This window comes from Streptomyces sp. NPDC107528 (genome assembly GCF_055639295.1).
In genome coordinates this window covers 195,342-214,313 of sequence record NZ_JBVKAV010000016.1, presented here as the reverse complement: position 1 = coordinate 214,313, position 18,972 = coordinate 195,342, and the positions used below count along the sequence as shown (strand labels likewise).

The window sequence follows — 18,972 nt, the reverse complement described above, 5'->3', positions numbered from 1 at the left end:
GGCGCCCCGCCCGGCGGGCTCAGCCGGCGCTGTCGACGCTGAGCACGGCCGGGCGGCGGGAGGCGATGACCTTCCTCGCCAGGGCCTGCGGGCTGGTCAGGAAGCCGTAGCCCCAGGACATGTGCATGGTGGCGAGGGCGACCGGGATCTGGAGGCGTGCCTTCAGCGGGAGGCCCTTGCCGGCCGGGAGTGAGCCCGCGGTGATGGCCGCGAGGTAGCCGCCGGGGACGACCAGCGCCCACGGGGTGACCAGGGCGCCCAGCACGAGGCCCGCCGCGATCGCGCACACCGCCGTCGGCGGGGCGAGGTAGCGCAGGTTGATGGAGCCGGCGTGGTAACGGGCGACGACGTGCCGCCAGCGGCCGTAGTCCTTGTACTGCTTGGCGAGGGCCTTCACCGACGGCCTCGGGCGGTACGACACCTTCAGCTCGGGCGAGAACCAGATCAGCCCGCCCGCTTCCCGGATCCGGAAGTTGAGCTCCCAGTCCTGGGCGCGGATGAACTCCTCGTTGTAGCCGCCCTGTTGCTCCAGCGCCTCGCGCCGGAACACACCGAGGTACACGGTCTCGGCGGCCTGCGCCTCGCCGCCGGTGTGGAAGGCGGCGTTGCCGACGCCGATCTTCGAGGTCATCGCGGCGGCGACGGCGTGCTCCCAGTCGTTCTCGCCCTCGGCGTGCATGATGCCGCCGACGTTCTGCGCGCCGGTCTCCTCAAGGAGCCGTACGGCGGTGGAGATGTAGTTCGGTGAGAGCATGCCGTGGCCGTCGACGCGGACGACGACCGGGTGGCGCGAGGCCTTGATCGCGGCGTTGAGGGCGGCGGGGGTGCGGCCGGTGGGGTTCGGGACGGTGTGTACGCGCTTGTTGTCCGAAGCTGCCGTCTCGGCCACGAGCTCGGCGGCGATCTCGTCCGTGCGGTCCGTGGACGGACCGAGGGCGATCACGACCTCCATCTCGCCGGCGTACTCCTGCGCGAGGATCGCTTGGACTGCTCCGCGCAGATGCCGCTCCTCGTTGAGGACGGGCATGATCACGGACACGGCGGGGAGCTGCACGTCGGGATTGGCGTTCATAGGGGGCTCACGTTACCGCGAACGGGGGACACGGGTGCGCCCCGCCGGGGCCGGTGCTCCGGGCAGCAGATCGTATGGGCCTACGGTGCTCACGGATCCCACGTACGGCCCCCAGGGCAACCCCAGCGGAGGTATCCCCCCATGCCCACGCCGCCCCGCCGCTCTTCCGCCCCGTCGCAGCGCAGCCCGCAGCCGCCCCGTGGCGGGGCGCGGCGGGTCGCGCCCGTACGGCGGAGGCGGCCCCGGTGGGCCATGCGGGCGGTGACCACGCTGTCCGTCGTGGTCCTCGCGTCCGCCGGGATCGGGCACGCGGTGGTCACCAGCCTGGACGCGAAGATCGCGCGGGTGGACCCGTTCAAGGACATGAAGAACCGGCCTCAGGCCGGGAACGGGATGAACGTCCTGCTCGTCGGCACGGACGGCCGCGACCGCATCAGCGACGAGGAGCGGCGCAGGTACCGGCTCGGTGGCGCCCCCTGTCACTGCACCGACACGATCATGATCGTGCACATCTCGGCGGACCGGGAGAGGGCGAGCGTGGTGAGCCTGCCGCGCGACTCGTACGCCGAGGTGCCCGCGGGCGAGGGGCGCAAGGCACATCCCATCAAGATCAACGCGGCCTACGCGGAGGGCGGGCCGAACCTCACCGTGCGCACGGTCGAGCACATGACCCATGTGAAGATCGACCACTATCTGGAGGTCGACTTCACCAGCTTCATGAAGACGGTGGACGTGGTCGGCGGCGTGCGGATCTGCACCGCCGAGCCGCTGAAGGACTCCTACACCGGGCTGGACCTGCCGGCCGGCACGCATCGGCTGATGGGCGGGGAGGCGTTGCAGTACGTCCGCGCGCGGCACGTCGACAGCGACTCCGATCTGGGCCGGGTGCACCGTCAGCAGCGGTTCATGGCGGCGCTGATCGAGCGGGCGACGTCGTCCGGGATCCTGCTGAACCCGATGCGGTTCCGGGACGTGACGCGGGCGGTGCTGGGGTCGGTGCGGGCGGACAAGGGGTTCGGCACGGGTGAACTGCTCGACCTCGGGCGGGCGATGCGGAACTTCTCGCCGTCGTCGTCGGAGTTCACGACGGTGCCGATCGGGCAGCTGGCGTACGAGGTGAAGGGCCTCGGCTCCACGGTGAAGTGGAACACCTCGCAGGCCGAACGTCTCTTCCGGGCCCTGCGCGAGGACAAGCCGCTGGCCGCCCAACGGCCGAAGAGGCGGGCCGTCCCGGTGGAGGTCGCCCCGCAGCAGATCCGCGTCCAGGTGGAGAACGGCACGGCTGCGGCCGACCTCGGCAAGCGCGTGGACGCTGCGCTCGCGGCGGCGGGGTTCCGCACGACGGGCCGCCCGGTGGCCGCGGCGGACCGCTCCGTGAAGCGCACGGTCGTCGCCCACGACCCCGGCTGGGACCGCTCGGCGAAGTCCTTGGCAGCCGCACTCCCGGGAAGCGAACTGCGCCCGGTGAAGGGGCTGGGCCCCACCCTGAAGGTGATCGCCGGGACAGACTTTAGAAAGGTACGCAAAGTACGCGCCGAGGACCCGACCCAGGGCCAGGCGACGGTGGTACGGGGCGATGAGGCGGGGTGCTCCTAGCCGCGCCCTGCCCTGACGGCAACCCGCAGCAGCCGCCACCCGCAGCGCCGCATGCTGTCTCGGCACCGGAACGCCGGCCCCGGTGCCTCGGAGCCCGCAGCCCCGGCACGTCCCGAGCTGCTGCGAACGGGCAAGGCCCTCGGCCGACCACTTGGCGCCGCCCGGAGCGCTCAGGCCGGAGCCCCGGCCCCGAGTCTTCGACGCACTGAGTCTTCAACGCCCCCGAGCCGCACGGCGCCGTGGCCGTCACGGTCGGCGGACCGGGGTCGGCGGACCGGGGTCGGCGCACTCGGTATCCGGTTCCTCAGGCCCCGGGGCCCCTGGGGGCGGGCCTCCGGCACCCGGAGTGCCGGGAGTGCCGGTCTCCCGGCCGTGGCCCCCCAGGGCTCCGGATCCTCAGCGTCCCGGCCGGGTCTCAGTCCTCGTACCCCTCCGCCGCCCTCTTCTCGCGGAGTTCCTTGATGGCTCGTCTGTGGGCCAGGCGGTGGGTGCGGCGGATCTGGGCCTCCTGGTTGCGGCGCTTGTCGCGTTCGGTTTCCGGGAGTACCGGGGGGACGCGGCGTGGCTTGCCGTCGGCGTCGACCCCGGCGAAGACCAGGTAGGCCGAGCCGACCTGAGTGGGCGGCGCGGACTCGTTCCAGCGTTCGGCAAGGACTCGTACGCCGACCTCCATCGAGGTCCGGCCGGTCCAGTTGACCTGGGCCTTCACATGGACGAGGTCGCCGACGCGGACCGGCTCCAGGAAGACCATCTCGTCCATGGACGCGGTGACGGCGGGGCCGCCACTGTGCCGGCCGGCCACCGCGCCCGCGGCGTCGTCGACGAGTTTCATGATCACACCGCCGTGCACCGTGCCCAGGAGGTTGGTGTCGTTGTGGGTCATGATGTGGCTGAGCGTGGTACGGGATGCGGAGGTCGGCTTGCCCGGGATCTCCGGAGTGCCCGACTCTGCGGCGGTGACCTGGTCTGTCATGGCCTCCACCTTATGCCGCGTCGACATTCGCGGACTTTGTGTTGGGTTCGCAACAGCCGTGCCTCTATTTTCCGCCGAACCTTGTAAGTGACCTGGCCATGCCCTGCACACTGGGGCGCATGAATGACTGGCCCCAGGCACCCGACGACAACCGCGGCCACCGCTACGGACGCGGCAGCGCGAGCCCGCAGCCGGAGAGCGCGCGCGTGATGCGGCAGGTCCGCCGCGGCCAGGCGGCGCCCCCCGGCCAGGGCTACGGCGGGGTCCCGCAGCAGCCGTCGTACGTGAACGGCCAGGGCCACGGCGGCTACGGCGACGACGGGTACGACAGCGGTTACAACACCGGCCAGGTGTACGGCGGTGGCGGGGGTGGCCGCGACGGCGGCGGGATGCGCGAGCCGCGTCCGGCGCCGAACTGGCGGCGTCGTATCAAGGTGACGACCATCACGCTGGTGACGGTGCTGGTGGTGACCTCCGTCGCGACCTACTTCTGGGCCGACTCCAAGCTCAACCGCGAGGTCGACCTGTCCATGGTCATCGACCGGCCGGAGGCGGGCGAGGGCACGAACTACCTCATCGTCGGCTCCGACAGCCGTGAGGGACTGTCCGACGACCAGAAGAAGGACCTGCGCACCGGGTCCGCCGACGGCAAGCGCACGGACTCGATGATGATCCTGCACGTCGGCAGCAACGGCGACACCCTGATCTCGCTCCCCCGCGACTCGAACGTCACGATCCCGTCGTACGAGGGCTCGGACTCCGGGAAGCTCTACCAGAGCACCGGCCGTCAGGTGAAGCTGAACGCGGCGTATGCGGAGGACGGGCCCGAACTGCTGGTCCGTACCGTCGAGTCCAACACCGGTCTGCACATCGACCACTACGTCGAGATCGGCTTCGCGGGCTTCGCCAACATCGTGGACTCCGTCGGCGGCGTCGAGATCGACATCCCGCAGGACATCAAGGACTCCAAGTCCGGCGCGGACTTCAAGAAGGGCAAGCAGACCCTGAACGGCCAGGACGCGCTCGCCTTCGTCCGCACCCGGTACGCGCTGGCCGGCTCCGACCTGGACCGTACGAAGAACCAGCAGAAGTTCCTCTCGGCCCTGGCCAACCAGGTCGCGACCCCGAGCACCGTCCTGAACCCCTTCAAGCTGTACCCGACGATGGGCGCCGGCCTGGACACCCTGATCGTCGACAAGGACATGGGCCTGTGGGACCTGGCGTCCATGTTCTGGGCGATGAAGGGCGTCAGCGGCGGTGACGGCAAGTCCATGAACATGCCGATCTCGGGCAACTCCGCGAACGGCAACCTCCAGTGGGACACCGCCAAGGTGAAGACGCTGGTGGAGCAGCTGAAGAACGACGAGAAGGTCACCGTCTCGGGCAACTGAGGCACCGGACGGCAGCAGTTGAGGGCACCCCGGCGGGGTGCCCTCAACTGTTGTCAGACGGTCGTCACATCGTGGCGCCCGCCATCGCGCGGCAGGTCGTGGCACAGCGGCGACACGCCTCCGCACAGCGCATCATCTGGGGATCGTCCGGCATGGACATACACGCCTCCGCGCACATCTCGCAGGCCTTGGCGCACATCGCGCACATCTCGGCCGACATGGGCGAGCGGCGCATCATCATGTCCGCGCACATACGGGTCGTCTCGGCGCAGTCCATGAGCGCCCGCATGATCTGCATCTGAGCCTGGCCGCCCATCTGCATGCAGGAGCTCATGGTCTCCTCGCAGATGCTGTGGCAGTTCAGGCACGCGTCGACGCAGTCCTGCATCTCCTTGCTCATCGCGGGCATCGTCTGGGGCTGGGTCATGGCTCCTCCTGGGGGTGCGGGAGCCCGGGGGTGGGCCCCGTGCCCTTCCGTCCTACGCCCGCCCGCCACGCCGCGCCATCGGGCGGACGGGAACAATTCCCACCAGATGCCACACAGGGCACGGTTGCCAGTGTTCCGCCGCAAGGCGGTGAAACAGGTCCAAATGAGTGAAGGGTGCCCGGAGACCCGGACACCCTTCACCATCAAATCCCGTGAGGTTACGGCAGGTTGCGCGCCATGACGATGCGCTGGACCTGGTTCGTGCCCTCGTAGATCTGCGTGATCTTGGCGTCGCGCATCATGCGCTCGACGGGGTAGTCACGGGTGTAGCCGTAACCGCCGAGGAGCTGGACGGCGTCCGTGGTGACCTCCATCGCCGCGTCCGAGGCGAAGCACTTGGCGGCGGCGCCCAGGTAGGTCAGGTCGGCGTCACCGCGCTCGGAGGCGGCGGCGGCCTGGTAGGTCAGCGCGCGGGCGGCCGAGATCTTCATGGCCATGTCGGCGAGCATGAACTGGATGCCCTGGAAGTCGGCGATCGGCTTGCCGAACTGCTTGCGCTCCTGGACATAACCCTTGGCGTAGTCGAGGGCGCCCTGGGCGATACCGAGGGCCTGCGCGGCGATCGTGATGCGGGTGTGGTCCAGCGTCTTCATCGCGGTGGCGAAGCCGGTGCCCTCCTCGCCGATCATGCGGTCCGCCGGTATGCGAACGTTGTCCAGGTAGACCTCGCGGGTCGGGGAGCCCTTGATGCCGAGCTTCTTCTCGGGGGCGCCGAAGGAGACGCCCTCGTCGGACTTCTCGACGACGAAGGCGCTGATGCCCTTGGAGCGCTTCGTCGGGTCGGTGACCGCCATCACCGTGTAGTACTCGGAGACGCCGGCGTTGGTGATCCAGCGCTTCACGCCGTTCAGCACGTAGTGGTCGCCGTCGCGGACCGCCTTCGTCTTCATGCCGGCCGCGTCGGAGCCGGCGTCGGGCTCGGAGAGGCAGTACGAGAACATGCCGTCGCCCTTGGCGAGCGGGGTCATGTACCGCTTCTTCAGGTCCGCGGAGCCGGAGAGGATCACCGGGAGCGAGCCCAGCTTGTTCACCGCGGGGATGAGGGAGGAGCTCGCGCAGACGCGGGACACCTCCTCGATGACGATCACCGTGGCAAGGGCGTCCGCACCCGCGCCGCCGTACTCCTCCGGCACGTGGATGGCGTGCAGGTCGCCCGCCACCAGCGCGTCCAGCGCCTCCTGCGGGAAGCGGGCCTCCTCGTCCACGGCGGCGGCGTACGGCGCGATCTTCGCCTCGGCCAGCGAGCGGATGGCGTCACGGAGCATGTCGTGCTCCTCCGACGGGCGGTACAGGTCGAAGTCAGCCGATCCGGCCAAGGTCTCTCACGCTCCAAGGACGCTGTGTGGTCAGTGCGAAGCTGGCGCTAATTACCGTTAAGTAACTCAAATTTTAGGGGGCGGCCCACGGGAGTGATACGTGAGCTTGGCGACAGCGGGGAAGCTGCCCGTCAGACGCTCCGACTATGCTCGGGCCCGCATGTCCCCGTCCCTCTTTCTGGAGTCCCCATGGCCCTCAAGATCACCGTGATCGGCACCGGTTACCTCGGCGCGACCCACGCCGCGGCCATGGCCGAGCTCGGCTTCGAGGTGCTGGGGCTCGATGTGGTGCCCGAGAAGATCGAGATGCTCGGCGAGGGCCGGGTCCCGATGTTCGAGCCGGGCCTGGAGGAGCTGCTCCGCAAGCACGTGGCCGGCATCGAGGGCTCCACCGGGCGGCTGCGCTTCACGATGGACTGGGCGGAGGTCGCCGAGTTCGGCGATGTGCACTTCGTCTGTGTGAACACCCCGCAGAAGCACGGCGAGTACGCCTGCGACATGAGCTACGTGGACGCGGCCGTCGAGTCGCTCGCCAAGCACTTGCGGGGGCCCAGCCTCGTCGTCGGCAAGTCGACCGTGCCGGTCGGCAGCGCGGACCGGCTCGCGGCCCGCATCCTGGAGCTCGCCCCTGGCGGCGGCGAGGTCGAGCTCGCCTGGAACCCCGAGTTCCTGCGCGAGGGCTTCGCTGTCCAGGACACCCTGCACCCGGACCGGATCGTGGTCGGCGTGCGCAGCGAGCGGGCCGAGAAGCTGCTGCGCGAGGTGTACGCGACGCCGATCGCGGACGGCTCCCCCTTCGTCGTCACCGACTTCCCCACCGCGGAGCTGGTGAAGACCTCCGCCAACTCCTTCCTCGCCACCAAGATCTCCTTCATCAACGCGATGGCGGAGGTGTGCGAGGCGGCCGACGGCGATGTGGCCAAGCTCGCGGAGGCCATCGGCCACGACGACCGGATCGGCAAGAAGTTCCTGCGGGCCGGCATCGGGTTCGGCGGCGGCTGTCTGCCCAAGGACATCCGCGCCTTCATGGCCCGCGCCGGTGAGCTGGGCGCCGACCAGGCGCTGACCTTCCTGCGCGAGATCGACTCGATCAACATGCGCCAGCGCGGGCAGATGGTCGAGCTCGCCCGGCAGGCGCTGGGCGGCGGTCCCTTCCTGGGCAAGCGGGTCGCCGTGCTCGGCGCCACCTTCAAGCCCGACTCGGACGACGTCCGCGACTCCCCCGCCCTCAACGTCGCCGGGCAGATCCACCTCCAGGGCGGCCAGGTCACGGTGTACGACCCCAAGGGCATGGACAACGCCCGCCGCCTCTTCCCGACCCTCGGCTACGCCGACACCGCGATCGACGCGGTGCGCGGCGCGGACGTCGTACTGCACCTGACGGAGTGGCGGGAGTTCCGCGAGCTGGACCCGGCGACGCTCGGCGAGGTCGCTGCGGCGCGGGTCATCCTGGACGGGCGCAATGCGCTCGACCCGGAGGTGTGGCGGAAGGCCGGCTGGAGCTACCGGGCGATGGGCCGGCCGACGGCCTAGGCCGCGGGACACCCGGTCGACGGACCGGGCCGAGGGACACCCGGCCGACGGACCGGGCCGCGGGACACCCGGCCGACGGACCGGGCCGCGGGGACGCGCGGGGACCGAACCTCTCCGAGGCACAGGGCCGGGGTGCCGTTGGACACGGGGCCGGAACACCTTGCAAGCCAGGGCGTCGTCAGCCACAGCGGACGATCCCGAGTCACGGGGCCGGAGCCGGAAGGCCGGAAGGCCGGAAGGCCCAGAGTCACCGGGCCGGATGATCTGCGCGCCGGGACCGCACGGTCCGGCGCCACAGGACGGGAAGGTCCGGCGCCACGGGACCGCACGGTCCGGCGCCACAGGACGGGAAGGTCCGGCGCCACGGGACCGCACGGTCCGGCGCCACAGGACGGAAGGTCCTGATCCACCTCGCCGCAAGGTCCAGCCACAGCGCCGCAACGCCCTCAACCCCCGCGCCGCAATGAATCGCCCCCGAGACAGAACGACGCCGTTTCGGCCGAGGCTCAGTCGGCCGAAACGGCGTCTTGTCGCATTCTGCCCCAACCGGACCACCCGGCGCCGAGCGGTCGCTCAACCTCATCGGGAAAGGGCTTACTTCGCCCGATACCTCCGCATCTTCGCCCGCGCCCCGCACACCTGCATCGAGCACCACCGCCCACGCCCCGCCGGACTGCGGTCGTAGTACGCCCAGTGGCAGTCGACCGCCTCGCACGCCTTCAGCCGCGCCCAGGTCCCGTCTCCGAGGGCCCGGGCAATCGCCGCAGCCACCCGGGACAGCAGCGAGCCCTCGTCCGCGGCGGCCAGACCGGCGGAGCCGTCGGCCGCATCGACCGTGACGACCAGCGGACCCGCCGCCAGCAGCTCGCCGAGCGGCGTCACCGCACGGTGCGGCGGATGCCCCGCGTGGGCGAGGAGGGCCACGCGCAGGGACTCCCGCAACTCCCGTGCGTCCGGTATGTCCTCCTCGGCCAGCCCGAAGCGCTCCCGCCCCTCGGCCGTGTCCAGCGAGTCCGCGCCCGAGTCGATGTCCAGCGTGTTGACCAGGGACTGGACGAGCTCCAGGCCCCCGGGCGCGGGCGATCTCTCACTCATGGCTGCACGCTACCTCCCGAATCCCCTTGCGACGTTACCTCCAATGCGGGAGGATGCGGTAACCGCGTTACCCGTTGATGCCGGAAACGGGTAACCACCGCTTCGAGGAGGAAGCCATGGCCATCGCAGAAGTGGGCGCCGTCGTCCTGGACTGTCCCGACCCCCGCGCCCTCGCCGACTTCTATGCGCGCGTGCTCGGCGGCAGCGTCGAGGAGCAGGAGGACTGGGTGGACGTGAAGGTGCCCGGCGCTCCGACGCTGTCGTTCCAGGCCGCCCCCGGTTACGTACCGCCGCGGTGGCCGTCGCCCGAGCACTCGCAGCAGTTCCATCTGGACCTGACCGTCGAGGACCTGGACGCCGCCGAGAAGGAGGTGCTGGCCCTGGGTGCGAAGCCGCTGGAGACCGAGGACCGCTCGCGGACCTTCCGTGTTTACGCCGATCCGGCGGGGCACCCGTTCTGCCTGTGCGCCTGCTGAGTGCCGAGCACCCCGTGACCCCCGGGAGGAACCCATGGCCCGCGTGACCCGTCTGCGTTCCGTCGTCATCGACTGCCCCGACCCACGCGCCCTCGCCCGCTTCTACGCCGGCGTCGGCGGCGGCACGGTCGACGACGACGACCCCGGATGGGTCGTGCTCCAGCTCCCCGGCGGCCCCCGGCTCGCCTTCCAGCCGGCACCCGGGTACACCGCGCCGGAGTGGCCGCGGGCCGACCGCAACTCCCAGCAGTTCCACCTGGACTTCGACGCGGGGTCCACCTGGGCGGAGGTCGAGGCGGCCCAGGAGAAGGTGCTGGCCCTCGGCGCGCGGTTGCTGCACGCGGAGGACATGGAGGACTTCCGGGTGTACGCCGATCCGGCGGGGCATCCGTTCTGCCTCTGCCGGATCGAGGAACCCTGAGTCCTGCGCCCCTCCCGCCCCGCCCTCTCCCTCGCTACCCGTCCAGCTCGGAGATCTTCATCGTCGACGGCGCCCGGCGCCGCTGTGCCTCCCGGGCCGTGAAGTCGGCCTCGCGCAGGACGCGCTGGACATTGCCCCAGGTCAGCAGTGCGATGTCGGTCTCGGACCAGCCCCTGCGCAGCAGCTCGGCGACGAGGTGCGGGTAGCAGGAGGCATCGGTGAGGTCCTGCGGGTGGGCGGTGCCGGCGTCGTAGGTGCCGGACAGGCCGACGGACTGCGCGCCGGCGACCTCACGGACGTGGTCGAGATGGTCGGCGACGTCCCGTACGGACGGGCCCGTCTGCTCGGCGGTGAGCGGCACCATGCACAGGCCGCCCGCGGCACCCAGCTCGGCGAGCAGGTCGTCGGGGAGGTTGGCCGGGTGGGGACGCAGGGCGCGGGCGGCGGAGCGGGCGCACAGCACCGGGGCCTTGGACACCGCGCACGCCCGGCGCACGGTGTCCGGGGAGGCGCCGGAGAGGTCGGCCAGCACGCCGAGGCGGTTCATCTCCCGCAGGACCTCCTCGCCGAACCGGGTCAGCCCTGCCTCGCTCGCCCAGGCCACGCCGGACAGCGTCAGGGCGCGCAGTCCCAGCCCGTGCAGGGAGCGCAGGATCCCGAGCGAGTCCCCGAGGGCGGCCGCCCCGGCCGGGCCCGGCAGGACGGCGATACGGCCGCAGTGGCGGACGTCGGTGACCGGGCCGGGATTGTCGGCCAGGCGCAGGCCCTCCGGGTGGGCCCGTACGACGGTCTTCACCAGGTCCAGCTGGTCCAGCGTGGCACCGACGGCCCGGTCGCCGTCCAGCCCGTCCGGCAGGTGCAGCGCCCAGAACAGCGCACCGACGTGACCCTCGCGCATCCGCGGCACGTCCGTGTCGACGGCGCTCTCGCCGAGCTCCAGGTCGAACCAGGGCAGGCGGCGCAGCGCCCACGGCAGGCCGCTGTAGCCGTCGGCGACGGGATGGGCGGCGAGGAGGGCGTGGGCACGTTCGAGGAGGTCCGCGTCGGTGCCCTCACCCGGGTCGGTGACGGAGTCGGACGGCTCCCCGGGCAGCGGGTCGGGCAGCTCGTCGAGTTCGCCGACCTCGGGGCTGGTGTCCGCTTCGTACTTGAGGTCTGCCATGGCGCTCTCCGTACGTGATCGGCGTGATGATCAGCAGTACGGTTCACCGTCCCACGGACCCGGAGGGGCTTCCTGGTGGGCGGGGCGTTCGGGGGTACCGCGTGCCGACGGGCATGGAACGGCGGGCGCGTGGGTACACGCGCGCGTCAGCTCTCCCGCGCCGCCTCGATCACCTCGTCCAGGGTGTCGCGGGAGCGGACCAGGTCGGCGATCATGCGGTCGATGCGGTGGCGCTCGGCGGTGAGGTCCTCGACCAGCCGGGGCGTGGCGGTCGCGGAGGGGCCGCCGTCGGTGTCCCGCATACAGGGCAGCAGCTGCGCGATCCTGCTGCTGTGCAGTCCGGCGGCGAACAGCTCCTGGATCCGGACGACCCGGTCGACGGCCGCCTCCGGATAGTCGCGGTGCCCGCCGGGGGTGCGCCCGGCGCGCAGCAGCCCCTGGGCCTCGTAGTAGCGCAGCGACCGCTCACTCACTCCCGTAAGCCGGGCCAGCTCACCGATTCGCATGCCGCCCCTGCCTCCTCTGGTCCGTCCGGGCTTGAATCTGACACTGATGTCAACTTCTACGGTACGGCCATGACGCACACCACGGACACGACGGACACGAAGGCAGCCGTACGCACCCTCCTCGCACCGGCCCGTCTGGGATCCCTGCGCCTGCCGAACCACCTGGTCATGGCGCCGCTGACCAGGAACCGCGCGGCTGCGGACGGCACTGCGACGCCGCTCATGGCCGCCTACTACGCGCAGCGCGCGACGGCCGGGCTGATCATCGCCGAGGCCTCGACGCCGAACGCGGTCGGGCAGACGTATCCGAACATCACCGCGATCCACACGCCGTCGCACGTGGCGGGCTGGCGGCGCGTCACGGACGCCGTGCGGGGCGCGGGCGGCGGGCCGATGTTCCTTCAGCTCCAGCACGGCGGCCGGGTCGGGCACCCGGCCACCAGCGGACTGACCCCCCTCTCGCCGTCGCCCGTGCCGCTCCCGGAGACGATCTTCACGCCGGACGGGCACCGCCCCGCCGTCGTCCCGCGGGAGATGACCGTCGACGACATCCGCGCCACCGTCGCCGACTTCGCGACGGCCGCCCGCAATGCCGTGGCCGCCGGTTTCGAGGGCGTCGAGGTGCACTCGGCCAACGGTCATCTGCTGCACCAGTTCCTGGCCCGCAACACCAACCACCGCACGGACGAGTACGGCGGCTCGGTGGCGGGGCGGATCAGGTTCGTGCGGGAGGTGGTCGAGGCGGTGGCCGCCGCGATCGGGCCGGAGCGGGTGGGGGTACGGATCTCTCCCCGGAACACCGTCAACGGCATCGACGAGACCGACAGCGACACGCTCCACCCGGCGCTCGTCGAGGCGCTCGGCGGGCTCGGACCGGCCTATCTGCACCTCGTGTACGCGGACCCGGCGGACCCGCTGTTCGGCCGGATCCGCGCCGCCTGGCCGGGGACTCTGATCGCCAACCCGGTACTCCCGGAGCTGTCCGCCGAGGCGATCGGCGCCGAGTCCGCCCGGCTCCTCGCCGCCGGTGCCGATCTGATCGCCCTGGGCCGCCCGTTCCTGGCCAACCCCGACCTGGTGCGGCGGCTCGCGCTCGGGGCGCCGCTCAACCCGGTGCGGGACAGGTACCTGATGTACACGGGCGGGGCGACCGGCTACACCGACTACCCCGCCCTCGACGATCAGCCGTCCAGTGCCTCGATGGTCGCGTTGGACGGACCCCGTGTCGTCTGAAGGTCGCGGGCCACGTCCTCCGCAGCGCCCAGCACCCGTACCGCGTTGCGCCAGGTCAGCTTGGCCAGGTCGGGCTTCGACCAGCCGCGGTCCAGCAGCTCGGCGATCAGGTTCGGGTAGCCGGAGACGTCGCTGAGGCCGTCCGGGGTGAAGGCGGTGCCGTCGTAGTCGCCGCCGATGCCGAGGTGGTCGATGCCGGCGACCTCGCGCATGTGGTCCAGGTGGTCGGCGACCGTCGACACCGTCGCGATCGGGCGCGGGGTGGTCTCCTCGAAGGCGCGGTGCACCTTCATCGCCTCGGCGGTCGTGTCGAGGTGGTGGAAGCCGTGGGCGCGCATGTTCTCGTCGGCCGCGAGCGTCCAGTCGACGGCCGCCTGGAGCACGAACTTCGGCACGAACGTCACCATCGCGACGCCGCCGTTGCCGGGCAGGCGCTCCAGGACGTCGTCGGGGATGTTGCGCGGGTGGTCGCAGACCGCGCGGGAGGAGGAGTGGGAGAAGATCACCGGGGCGGTGGAGGTGTCGAGCGCGTCGCGCATCGTCGTCGCCGCCACGTGCGAGAGGTCGACCAGCATGCCCTCGCGGTTCATCTCCCGCACGACCTCGCGGCCGAAGGCCGACAGACCGCCCACCCCGGGCTCGTCCGTCGCCGAGTCGGCCCACGCGATGTTGTCGTTGTGGGTGAGCGTCATGTAGCGGACGCCGAGCGTGTACAACGCCCGCAGCGTGGCGAGGGAGTCGGCGATGGAGTGGCCGCCCTCCGCACCCATCAGGGAGGCGATACGGCCCTCGGCGCGGGCCGCCTCCATGTCCGCCGCCGTCAGCGCCGGGCGCAGGTCGGCGGGGTGGCGGGCCAGCAACTGCCGTACGCAGTCGATCTGTTCGAGGGTGGCGCTGACCGCCTTGTCGCCGGCGTAGTCGGAGCGCACGTACACCGACCAGTACTGCGCGCCGACGCCGCCCTCGCGCAGGCGGGGGATGTCGGTGTGCAGGTGGGCGCCCTGGTCACCGGCTATGTCGCGGGCGTCGAGGTCGTAGCGGACCTGTTCGCGCAGGGCCCACGGCAGGTCGTTGTGGCCGTCCACGACCGGGAACTCGCGCAGGAGTTCCCGGGCTGCCTCCAGGGAGGTCATCGGCGTCACTTCCCGGAGCCGAAGCCGAAGCCGCTCGCGCCTTCTACCTTGGCGCGCAGGCGCTTGCCCTTCTCGGTGGCCTGGTCGTTCAGCTCCTGCTGGAACTCCCGCATCCGCTGGAGCAGGTCCTCGTCGTGCACGGCGAGGATGCGGGCGGCGAGCAGACCGGCGTTGCGTGCGCCGGCGACGGAGACGGTGGCCACGGGGACGCCGGCCGGCATCTGCACGATGGAGAGCAGGGAGTCCATGCCGTCCAGGTACTTCAGCGGGACCGGAACACCGATGACGGGCAGCGGCGTGACCGAGGCGAGCATGCCGGGCAGGTGGGCGGCACCGCCGGCGCCGGCGATGATCGCCTTCAGGCCGCGCTCGGCCGCCTGCTCGCCGTACGTGACCATCTCGCGCGGCATCCGGTGCGCGGAGACGACGTCGACCTCGTACTCGATCTCGAACTCGTCGAGGGCCTGGGCGGCGGCCTCCATGACGGGCCAGTCGGAGTCCGACCCCATGACGATGCCGACCAATGGATAGGGGCGCGCGTCAGCGCTCGTCGAGGGGTGGTGGTCGGGCGACGGGTGGGCGGGGCTCATTCGGTGATGGTCCCTCTCAGGTAGCCGGCAGCGTGACGGGCGCGCTCCAGCACGTCGTCGAGGTCGTCGCCGTAGGTGTTGACGTGACCGACCTTGCGGCCGGGCTTCACGTCCTTGCCGTACATGTGGATCTTGAGCTGGGGGTCGCGGGCCATGCAGTGCAGGTACGCGGAGTACATGTCGGGGTAGTCGCCGCCGAGGACGTTGACCATGACCGTCCACCTGGCACGCGGGCGCGGGTCGCCGAGGGGGAGGTCGAGGACGGCCCGGACGTGGTTGGCGAACTGGGACGTGATGGCGCCGTCCTGGGTCCAGTGGCCCGAGTTGTGCGGGCGCATCGCCAGCTCGTTGACGAGGATGCGGCCGTCGCGGGTCTGGAACAGCTCCACGGCGAGGTGGCCGACGACGTCCAGTTCCTTGGCGATCGTCAGGGCGAGCTCCTCGGCCTTGAGCGCGAGGACCTGGTCGAGGTCGGGGGCGGGCGCGATGACCGTGTCGCAGACGCCGCCCACCTGCTGGGACTCGACCACGGGGTAGGCGACCGCCTGGCCGTGCGGGGAGCGGACGACGTTCGCCGCGAGCTCGCGGACGTAGTCGACCTTCTCCTCGGCGAGGACCGGGACGCCGGCGCGGAAGGGGTCCGCGGCCTCCTCGGCCGATTCGACGACCCAGACACCCTTGCCGTCGTAGCCGCCGCGGACGGTCTTGAGGACGACCGGGAAGCCGTCGCCCTCGGCCGCGAAGGCGACCACGTCCTGTGGATCGGTCACGATGCGGTGCCGTGGGCACGGGACACCGATCGCGTCGAGCCTCGCCCGCATCACGCCCTTGTCCTGGGCGTGCACGAGCGCGTCAGGGCCCGGGCGGACGGGAATGCCGTCCGCCTCCAGAGCTCTGAGGTGCTCGGTGGGTACGTGTTCGTGATCGAAAGTGATCACATCGCAGCCCCTCGCGAAGTCGCGCAGCGTGTCGAGGTCGCGATAGTCGCCGATGACGACATCACTGACGACCTGCGCCGCGGAATCCTGAGGGGTGTCACTGAGGAGCTTGAACCTGATGCCCAACGGGATGCCCGACTCGTGTGTCATACGAGCGAGCTGACCCCCGCCGACCATGCCGACTACCGGGAACGTCACGCCCCTAGGGTATCGGCCACTTCGCGGCGGCCGGATTCCGTCCCTTGTCGCCGCCCCTCGCCGGTCTTCTTACCCGGGTTTTCCGGGCCTCTTCCCGACCTATGGGCTTGCGCACAGGCAATCGTCGAGGGGGGTGGTTAGCATGGCTGGGTTGACGAAACCAACCGACAAACCGACCGACAGGAGCCTTTACGACCATGGGACGTGGTTCCTCGGGGCTTCATACGGCGTCTCCGGCACCCCGCAGTGCCGTGCGGCAACGCATCGACCGGCTGGTTCGTGAGGTCGCCAAGTTCGGTGCGGTGGGTGGAGCCGGACTTCTTGTCAACCTGCTCGTGTTCAACCTGGTACGGCATGTGACCGACCTGCAGGTGGTGCGCGCGAGCGTCATCGCGACGGTGGTCGCGATCATCTTCAACTACATCGGCTTCCGGTACTTCACCTACCGGGATCGCGACAAGAGCCGCCGCACGAAGGAACTGGGTCTGTTCCTGCTGTTCAGCGCGGTCGGTCTGGTGATCGAGAACGGCGTCCTGTACACGGCGACGTACGGCTTCGGCTGGGACAGCCCGCTGCAGAGCAACATCTTCAAGTTCCTCGGCATCGGCATCGCGACGCTGTTCCGGTTCTGGTCCTACCGGACGTGGGTGTTCCGTGCGCTTCCCTCGGAGGAGGCGGAGGCCGGAGCGGAATCGTTCCTGGAGACGCCCCGGCGGGGTGCGCGGGGTGCGCACAAGCCGGAGAAGTCGCGGGTGCGGGTGGGCTGACGCCGACGCGTCAGCGGCCTTCCTGGAGGCGGCCGGCAGTCATCTGACCGTCGGCCCCGATTCCTGGCCCTGCTTCTTCGGCGGGGGTGTGCGGGAGAGGAACAGGGCCAGTACCGGGGGCTTGGTCTGGAGCATTTCCAGGCGGCCGCCGTCCGCCTCGGCCAGGTCCCGGGCCACCGCGAGGCCGATGCCGGTGGAGTTGCGGCCGCTGATGGCCCGCTCGAAGATGCGGGCGCCGAGGTCCGCCGGGACGCCGGGGCCCTCGTCCGTGACCTCGATGACGGCCTGGTTGCCGGTGACCCGGGTGCGCAGCGCGACCGTGCCGCCGCCGTGCATGAGGGAGTTCTCGATCAGGGCCGCCAGGACCTGTGCCACCGCGCCCGGCGTGCCGACGGCCTCCAGGTGCCGCTTGCCCGAGCTGACGATGGCCCGGCCCGCGCTGCGGTAGGCGGGGCGCCACTCCGCCAGCTGCTGCTGGATGACCTCGTCGAGGTCGAAGGTGACGGCCGAGCCGGTGCGGGGGTCGCGGGAATTGGTCAGGAGGCGTTCGACCACGTCCGTGAGGCGCTCCACCTGCGTCAGCGCGATCGTGGCCTCTTCCTTCACCGTGTCGGGATCGTCGGTGAGGGTGATCTCCTCCAGGCGCATGGACAGTGCCGTGAGCGGCGTGCGGAGCTGGTGGGAGGCGTCCGCGGCGAGGCGGCGTTCCGCGGTCAGCATGCGCCCGATGCGTTCGGCGGAGGAGTCGAGGACGTCCGCCACGCGGTCCAGCTCATGGACGCCGTACCGCTTGTGCCGGGGCCGCGGGTCGCCCGAGCCGAGACGTTCCGCCGTCTCCGCGAGGTCGGTGAGCGGTGAGGCCAGCCGGTTCGCCTGGCGCACCGCCAGCAGGACCGCCGCGATCACCGCCAGCAGGGCGACCGCCCCGATGATCAGCAACGTACGGCCGACCTCGCGCGTCACCGACGAGCGCGGCTCCTGCACGGTGACCGTCTCGCCCTCCTCGCCCGTCTCACTGGCGCTGATGACGTCACCGGTCGGCCGGTCGCCCACCTCGATCAGGGGCTTGCCCGGGATGCGGATCTCGGCGTACCGGTCCCCCTGGATCTGGTCCCGCAGCACCGCGGCGTTCACGGTCTCGTCGCCGAGCAGCCGGCTGTCCACGATGCTGACCAGCCGCACCGCCTCGGTGTCCACCCGCTCCTGGGCGGTGCTGGTGATCGTCCGGGTCTCGACGATGACGAGTGAGACGCCGAAGACGGCGATCACCACGAGTACCACGGCGAGGGTGGACTGGATCAGTCGGCGGCGCATGTCCTCTTACTTACCTGTGTGCCGTGCCGGTGGGGCAGCGGGCTCAGCTCTTCTCGAAACGGAAGCCGACGCCCCGCACGGTCGCGATGTAGCGGGGGTTCGCCGCGTCGTCGCCGAGCTTCTTGCGCAGCCAGGAGATGTGCATGTCGAGCGTCTTGGTCGACGACCACCAGGTCGTGTCCCAGACCTCCCGCATCAGCTGGTCCCGGGTGACGACCCGCCCCGCGTCGCGCACCAGCACCCGCAGCAGGTCGAACTCCTTGGCGGTGAGCTGGAGTTCCTCGTCGCCCATCCACGCGCGGTGCGACTCGACGTCGATGCGCACGCCGTGTGTGGCGGGCGGCTGCTGCGGCTCGGCGGCGCCGCGGCGCAGCAGGGCCCGGACCCGCGCGAGGAGTTCGGCGAGCCGGAACGGCTTGGTGACGTAGTCGTCGGCGCCCGCGTCCAGCCCGACGACGGTGTCCACCTCGTCGGCACGCGCGGTGAGGATGAGGATCGGCACGGCGTGACCGTCGTTGCGCAGCCGGCGGGCCACCTCCAGGCCGTCCATGCCGGGCAGGCCGAGGTCCAGCACGACCAGGTCGATCCCGCCCTGCATTCCTGCGTCGAGTGCGGTGGGGCCGTCCTCCCGCACCTCGACCTCGTACCCTTCCCGGCGCAGTGCGCGGGCCAGCGGCTCCGAAATGGACGCGTCGTCCTCGGCGAGCAGTACACGGGTCATGAGCTGATGGTAGTCCGCCCATGACAAGAGCCGGGGTGTGATCGGACGCC

General features: G+C 71.0%; 19 protein-coding genes. 7 read left to right on the top strand and 12 right to left on the bottom strand.

Annotated features, from left to right (window positions below; all coding sequences use genetic code 11):
* Positions 1 to 19: 19 nt before the first annotated feature.
* Positions 20 to 1,072 carry a glycosyltransferase family 2 protein gene (locus tag ACZ7L5_RS40535; protein ID WP_471523567.1) on the bottom strand — a complete coding sequence of 351 codons (1,053 nt, stop codon included), beginning with the start codon at positions 1,070 to 1,072 and terminating at the stop codon, positions 20 to 22.
* A gap of 141 nt (positions 1,073 to 1,213) precedes the next feature.
* Here ACZ7L5_RS40535 and ACZ7L5_RS40530 point away from each other — a divergent pair, with 141 nt between their 5' ends.
* A complete protein-coding gene (locus ACZ7L5_RS40530) occupies positions 1,214 to 2,668 on the top strand; it encodes an LCP family protein (protein WP_467480001.1) in 1,455 nt (484 codons plus the stop codon).
* Positions 2,669 to 3,083: 415 nt separating this feature from the next.
* On the opposite strand, the gene ACZ7L5_RS40525 is transcribed toward ACZ7L5_RS40530, so the two are convergent.
* On the bottom strand, positions 3,084 to 3,641 hold the full coding sequence (locus tag ACZ7L5_RS40525) for an acyl-CoA thioesterase (protein ID WP_471523565.1): 558 nt from the start codon (positions 3,639 to 3,641) through the stop codon (positions 3,084 to 3,086).
* A gap of 119 nt (positions 3,642 to 3,760) precedes the next feature.
* Here ACZ7L5_RS40525 and ACZ7L5_RS40520 point away from each other — a divergent pair, with 119 nt between their 5' ends.
* Entirely contained in the window at positions 3,761 to 5,032 is a 1,272-nt protein-coding gene (locus ACZ7L5_RS40520; protein ID WP_471523563.1) for an LCP family protein, read from the top strand.
* A gap of 64 nt (positions 5,033 to 5,096) precedes the next feature.
* On the opposite strand, the gene ACZ7L5_RS40515 is transcribed toward ACZ7L5_RS40520, so the two are convergent.
* A complete protein-coding gene (locus ACZ7L5_RS40515) occupies positions 5,097 to 5,459 on the bottom strand; it encodes a four-helix bundle copper-binding protein (RefSeq protein ID WP_328427218.1) in 363 nt (120 codons plus the stop codon).
* A gap of 218 nt (positions 5,460 to 5,677) precedes the next feature.
* Positions 5,678 to 6,835, bottom strand: coding sequence for an acyl-CoA dehydrogenase family protein (locus ACZ7L5_RS40510; protein ID WP_471523560.1), 1,158 nt, complete (start codon positions 6,833 to 6,835; stop codon positions 5,678 to 5,680).
* A gap of 189 nt (positions 6,836 to 7,024) precedes the next feature.
* On the opposite strand from ACZ7L5_RS40510, the gene ACZ7L5_RS40505 reads away from it, so the two are divergent.
* A complete protein-coding gene (locus ACZ7L5_RS40505) occupies positions 7,025 to 8,368 on the top strand; it encodes a UDP-glucose dehydrogenase family protein (protein ID WP_384192319.1) in 1,344 nt (447 codons plus the stop codon).
* Positions 8,369 to 8,962: 594 nt separating this feature from the next.
* Here ACZ7L5_RS40505 and ACZ7L5_RS40500 read toward each other — a convergent pair.
* Entirely contained in the window at positions 8,963 to 9,463 is a 501-nt protein-coding gene (locus ACZ7L5_RS40500) for a CGNR zinc finger domain-containing protein (RefSeq protein ID WP_471523558.1), read from the bottom strand.
* 116 nt (positions 9,464 to 9,579) lie between these two features.
* Between ACZ7L5_RS40500 and ACZ7L5_RS40495 the strand changes: the two genes are divergently transcribed.
* Together ACZ7L5_RS40495 and ACZ7L5_RS40490 are read left to right on the top strand one after the other, a co-directional pair.
* Positions 9,580 to 9,939 (top strand): VOC family protein, encoded by a 360-nt coding sequence (locus tag ACZ7L5_RS40495; RefSeq protein WP_328427214.1) that lies wholly within the window; start codon positions 9,580 to 9,582, stop codon positions 9,937 to 9,939.
* A 34-nt stretch (positions 9,940 to 9,973) separates the two neighbouring features.
* Positions 9,974 to 10,360 carry a VOC family protein gene (locus tag ACZ7L5_RS40490; RefSeq protein ID WP_471523556.1) on the top strand — a complete coding sequence of 129 codons (387 nt, stop codon included), beginning with the start codon at positions 9,974 to 9,976 and terminating at the stop codon, positions 10,358 to 10,360.
* A 34-nt stretch (positions 10,361 to 10,394) separates the two neighbouring features.
* Here ACZ7L5_RS40490 and ACZ7L5_RS40485 read toward each other — a convergent pair whose 3' ends face one another.
* Together ACZ7L5_RS40485 and ACZ7L5_RS40480 are read right to left on the bottom strand one after the other, a co-directional pair.
* A complete protein-coding gene (locus ACZ7L5_RS40485) occupies positions 10,395 to 11,522 on the bottom strand; it encodes a dipeptidase (RefSeq protein ID WP_471523554.1) in 1,128 nt (375 codons plus the stop codon).
* A gap of 146 nt (positions 11,523 to 11,668) precedes the next feature.
* Positions 11,669 to 12,028, bottom strand: a complete 360-nt coding sequence (locus tag ACZ7L5_RS40480; RefSeq protein WP_471523552.1) for a MerR family transcriptional regulator — start codon at positions 12,026 to 12,028, stop codon at positions 11,669 to 11,671.
* Positions 12,029 to 12,097: 69 nt separating this feature from the next.
* Between ACZ7L5_RS40480 and ACZ7L5_RS40475 the strand changes: the two genes are divergently transcribed.
* Positions 12,098 to 13,261, top strand: a complete 1,164-nt coding sequence (locus ACZ7L5_RS40475) for an alkene reductase (RefSeq protein ID WP_471523550.1) — start codon at positions 12,098 to 12,100, stop codon at positions 13,259 to 13,261.
* Here ACZ7L5_RS40475 and ACZ7L5_RS40470 read toward each other — a convergent pair.
* From ACZ7L5_RS40470 to ACZ7L5_RS40460, 3 genes are all read right to left on the bottom strand, one after another.
* Positions 13,210 to 14,394 (bottom strand): dipeptidase, encoded by a 1,185-nt coding sequence (locus ACZ7L5_RS40470; RefSeq protein WP_471523548.1) that lies wholly within the window; start codon positions 14,392 to 14,394, stop codon positions 13,210 to 13,212. The two genes, ACZ7L5_RS40475 and ACZ7L5_RS40470, sit on opposite strands and share 52 nt — an antisense overlap.
* A 5-nt stretch (positions 14,395 to 14,399) precedes the next feature.
* Positions 14,400 to 14,903, bottom strand: a complete 504-nt coding sequence (gene purE, locus ACZ7L5_RS40465; protein ID WP_471523615.1) for a 5-(carboxyamino)imidazole ribonucleotide mutase — start codon at positions 14,901 to 14,903, stop codon at positions 14,400 to 14,402.
* Positions 14,904 to 14,980: 77 nt separating this feature from the next.
* Positions 14,981 to 16,120 (bottom strand): 5-(carboxyamino)imidazole ribonucleotide synthase, encoded by a 1,140-nt coding sequence (locus tag ACZ7L5_RS40460; RefSeq protein ID WP_471523546.1) that lies wholly within the window; start codon positions 16,118 to 16,120, stop codon positions 14,981 to 14,983.
* 197 nt (positions 16,121 to 16,317) lie between these two features.
* On the opposite strand from ACZ7L5_RS40460, the gene ACZ7L5_RS40455 reads away from it, so the two are divergent.
* Positions 16,318 to 16,887, top strand: coding sequence for a GtrA family protein (locus tag ACZ7L5_RS40455; protein WP_471523544.1), 570 nt, complete (start codon positions 16,318 to 16,320; stop codon positions 16,885 to 16,887).
* A gap of 39 nt (positions 16,888 to 16,926) precedes the next feature.
* On the opposite strand, the gene ACZ7L5_RS40450 is transcribed toward ACZ7L5_RS40455, so the two are convergent.
* Positions 16,927 to 18,201, bottom strand: coding sequence for an ATP-binding protein (locus ACZ7L5_RS40450; RefSeq protein ID WP_471523542.1), 1,275 nt, complete (start codon positions 18,199 to 18,201; stop codon positions 16,927 to 16,929).
* A 43-nt stretch (positions 18,202 to 18,244) separates the two neighbouring features.
* The gene (locus tag ACZ7L5_RS40445) at positions 18,245 to 18,922 is read right to left on the bottom strand and encodes a response regulator transcription factor (protein ID WP_362384775.1); all 678 of its coding nucleotides are present in this window, start codon (positions 18,920 to 18,922) and stop codon (positions 18,245 to 18,247) included.
* Between the last annotated feature and the right edge of the window lie 50 nt (positions 18,923 to 18,972).

What these genes read in the sequence shown, in the direction of transcription:
- ACZ7L5_RS40535 (WP_471523567.1), bottom strand. Translation starts at nt 1,072, where the DNA reads ATGAACGCCAATCCCGACGTGCAGCTCCCCGCCGTGTCCGTGATCATG.
- ACZ7L5_RS40530 (WP_467480001.1), top strand. Translation starts at nt 1,214, where the DNA reads ATGCCCACGCCGCCCCGCCGCTCTTCCGCCCCGTCGCAGCGCAGCCCG.
- ACZ7L5_RS40525 (WP_471523565.1), bottom strand. Translation starts at nt 3,641, where the DNA reads ATGACAGACCAGGTCACCGCCGCAGAGTCGGGCACTCCGGAGATCCCG.
- ACZ7L5_RS40520 (WP_471523563.1), top strand. Translation starts at nt 3,761, where the DNA reads ATGAATGACTGGCCCCAGGCACCCGACGACAACCGCGGCCACCGCTAC.
- ACZ7L5_RS40515 (WP_328427218.1), bottom strand. Translation starts at nt 5,459, where the DNA reads ATGACCCAGCCCCAGACGATGCCCGCGATGAGCAAGGAGATGCAGGAC.
- ACZ7L5_RS40505 (WP_384192319.1), top strand. Translation starts at nt 7,025, where the DNA reads ATGGCCCTCAAGATCACCGTGATCGGCACCGGTTACCTCGGCGCGACC.
- ACZ7L5_RS40500 (WP_471523558.1), bottom strand. Translation starts at nt 9,463, where the DNA reads ATGAGTGAGAGATCGCCCGCGCCCGGGGGCCTGGAGCTCGTCCAGTCC.
- ACZ7L5_RS40495 (WP_328427214.1), top strand. Translation starts at nt 9,580, where the DNA reads ATGGCCATCGCAGAAGTGGGCGCCGTCGTCCTGGACTGTCCCGACCCC.
- ACZ7L5_RS40490 (WP_471523556.1), top strand. Translation starts at nt 9,974, where the DNA reads ATGGCCCGCGTGACCCGTCTGCGTTCCGTCGTCATCGACTGCCCCGAC.
- ACZ7L5_RS40485 (WP_471523554.1), bottom strand. Translation starts at nt 11,522, where the DNA reads ATGGCAGACCTCAAGTACGAAGCGGACACCAGCCCCGAGGTCGGCGAA.
- ACZ7L5_RS40480 (WP_471523552.1), bottom strand. Translation starts at nt 12,028, where the DNA reads ATGCGAATCGGTGAGCTGGCCCGGCTTACGGGAGTGAGTGAGCGGTCG.
- ACZ7L5_RS40475 (WP_471523550.1), top strand. Translation starts at nt 12,098, where the DNA reads ATGACGCACACCACGGACACGACGGACACGAAGGCAGCCGTACGCACC.
- ACZ7L5_RS40470 (WP_471523548.1), bottom strand. Translation starts at nt 14,394, where the DNA reads ATGACCTCCCTGGAGGCAGCCCGGGAACTCCTGCGCGAGTTCCCGGTC.
- purE (WP_471523615.1), bottom strand. Translation starts at nt 14,903, where the DNA reads ATGGGGTCGGACTCCGACTGGCCCGTCATGGAGGCCGCCGCCCAGGCC.
- ACZ7L5_RS40455 (WP_471523544.1), top strand. Translation starts at nt 16,318, where the DNA reads ATGGGACGTGGTTCCTCGGGGCTTCATACGGCGTCTCCGGCACCCCGC.
- ACZ7L5_RS40450 (WP_471523542.1), bottom strand. Translation starts at nt 18,201, where the DNA reads ATGCGCCGCCGACTGATCCAGTCCACCCTCGCCGTGGTACTCGTGGTG.
- ACZ7L5_RS40445 (WP_362384775.1), bottom strand. Translation starts at nt 18,922, where the DNA reads ATGACCCGTGTACTGCTCGCCGAGGACGACGCGTCCATTTCGGAGCCG.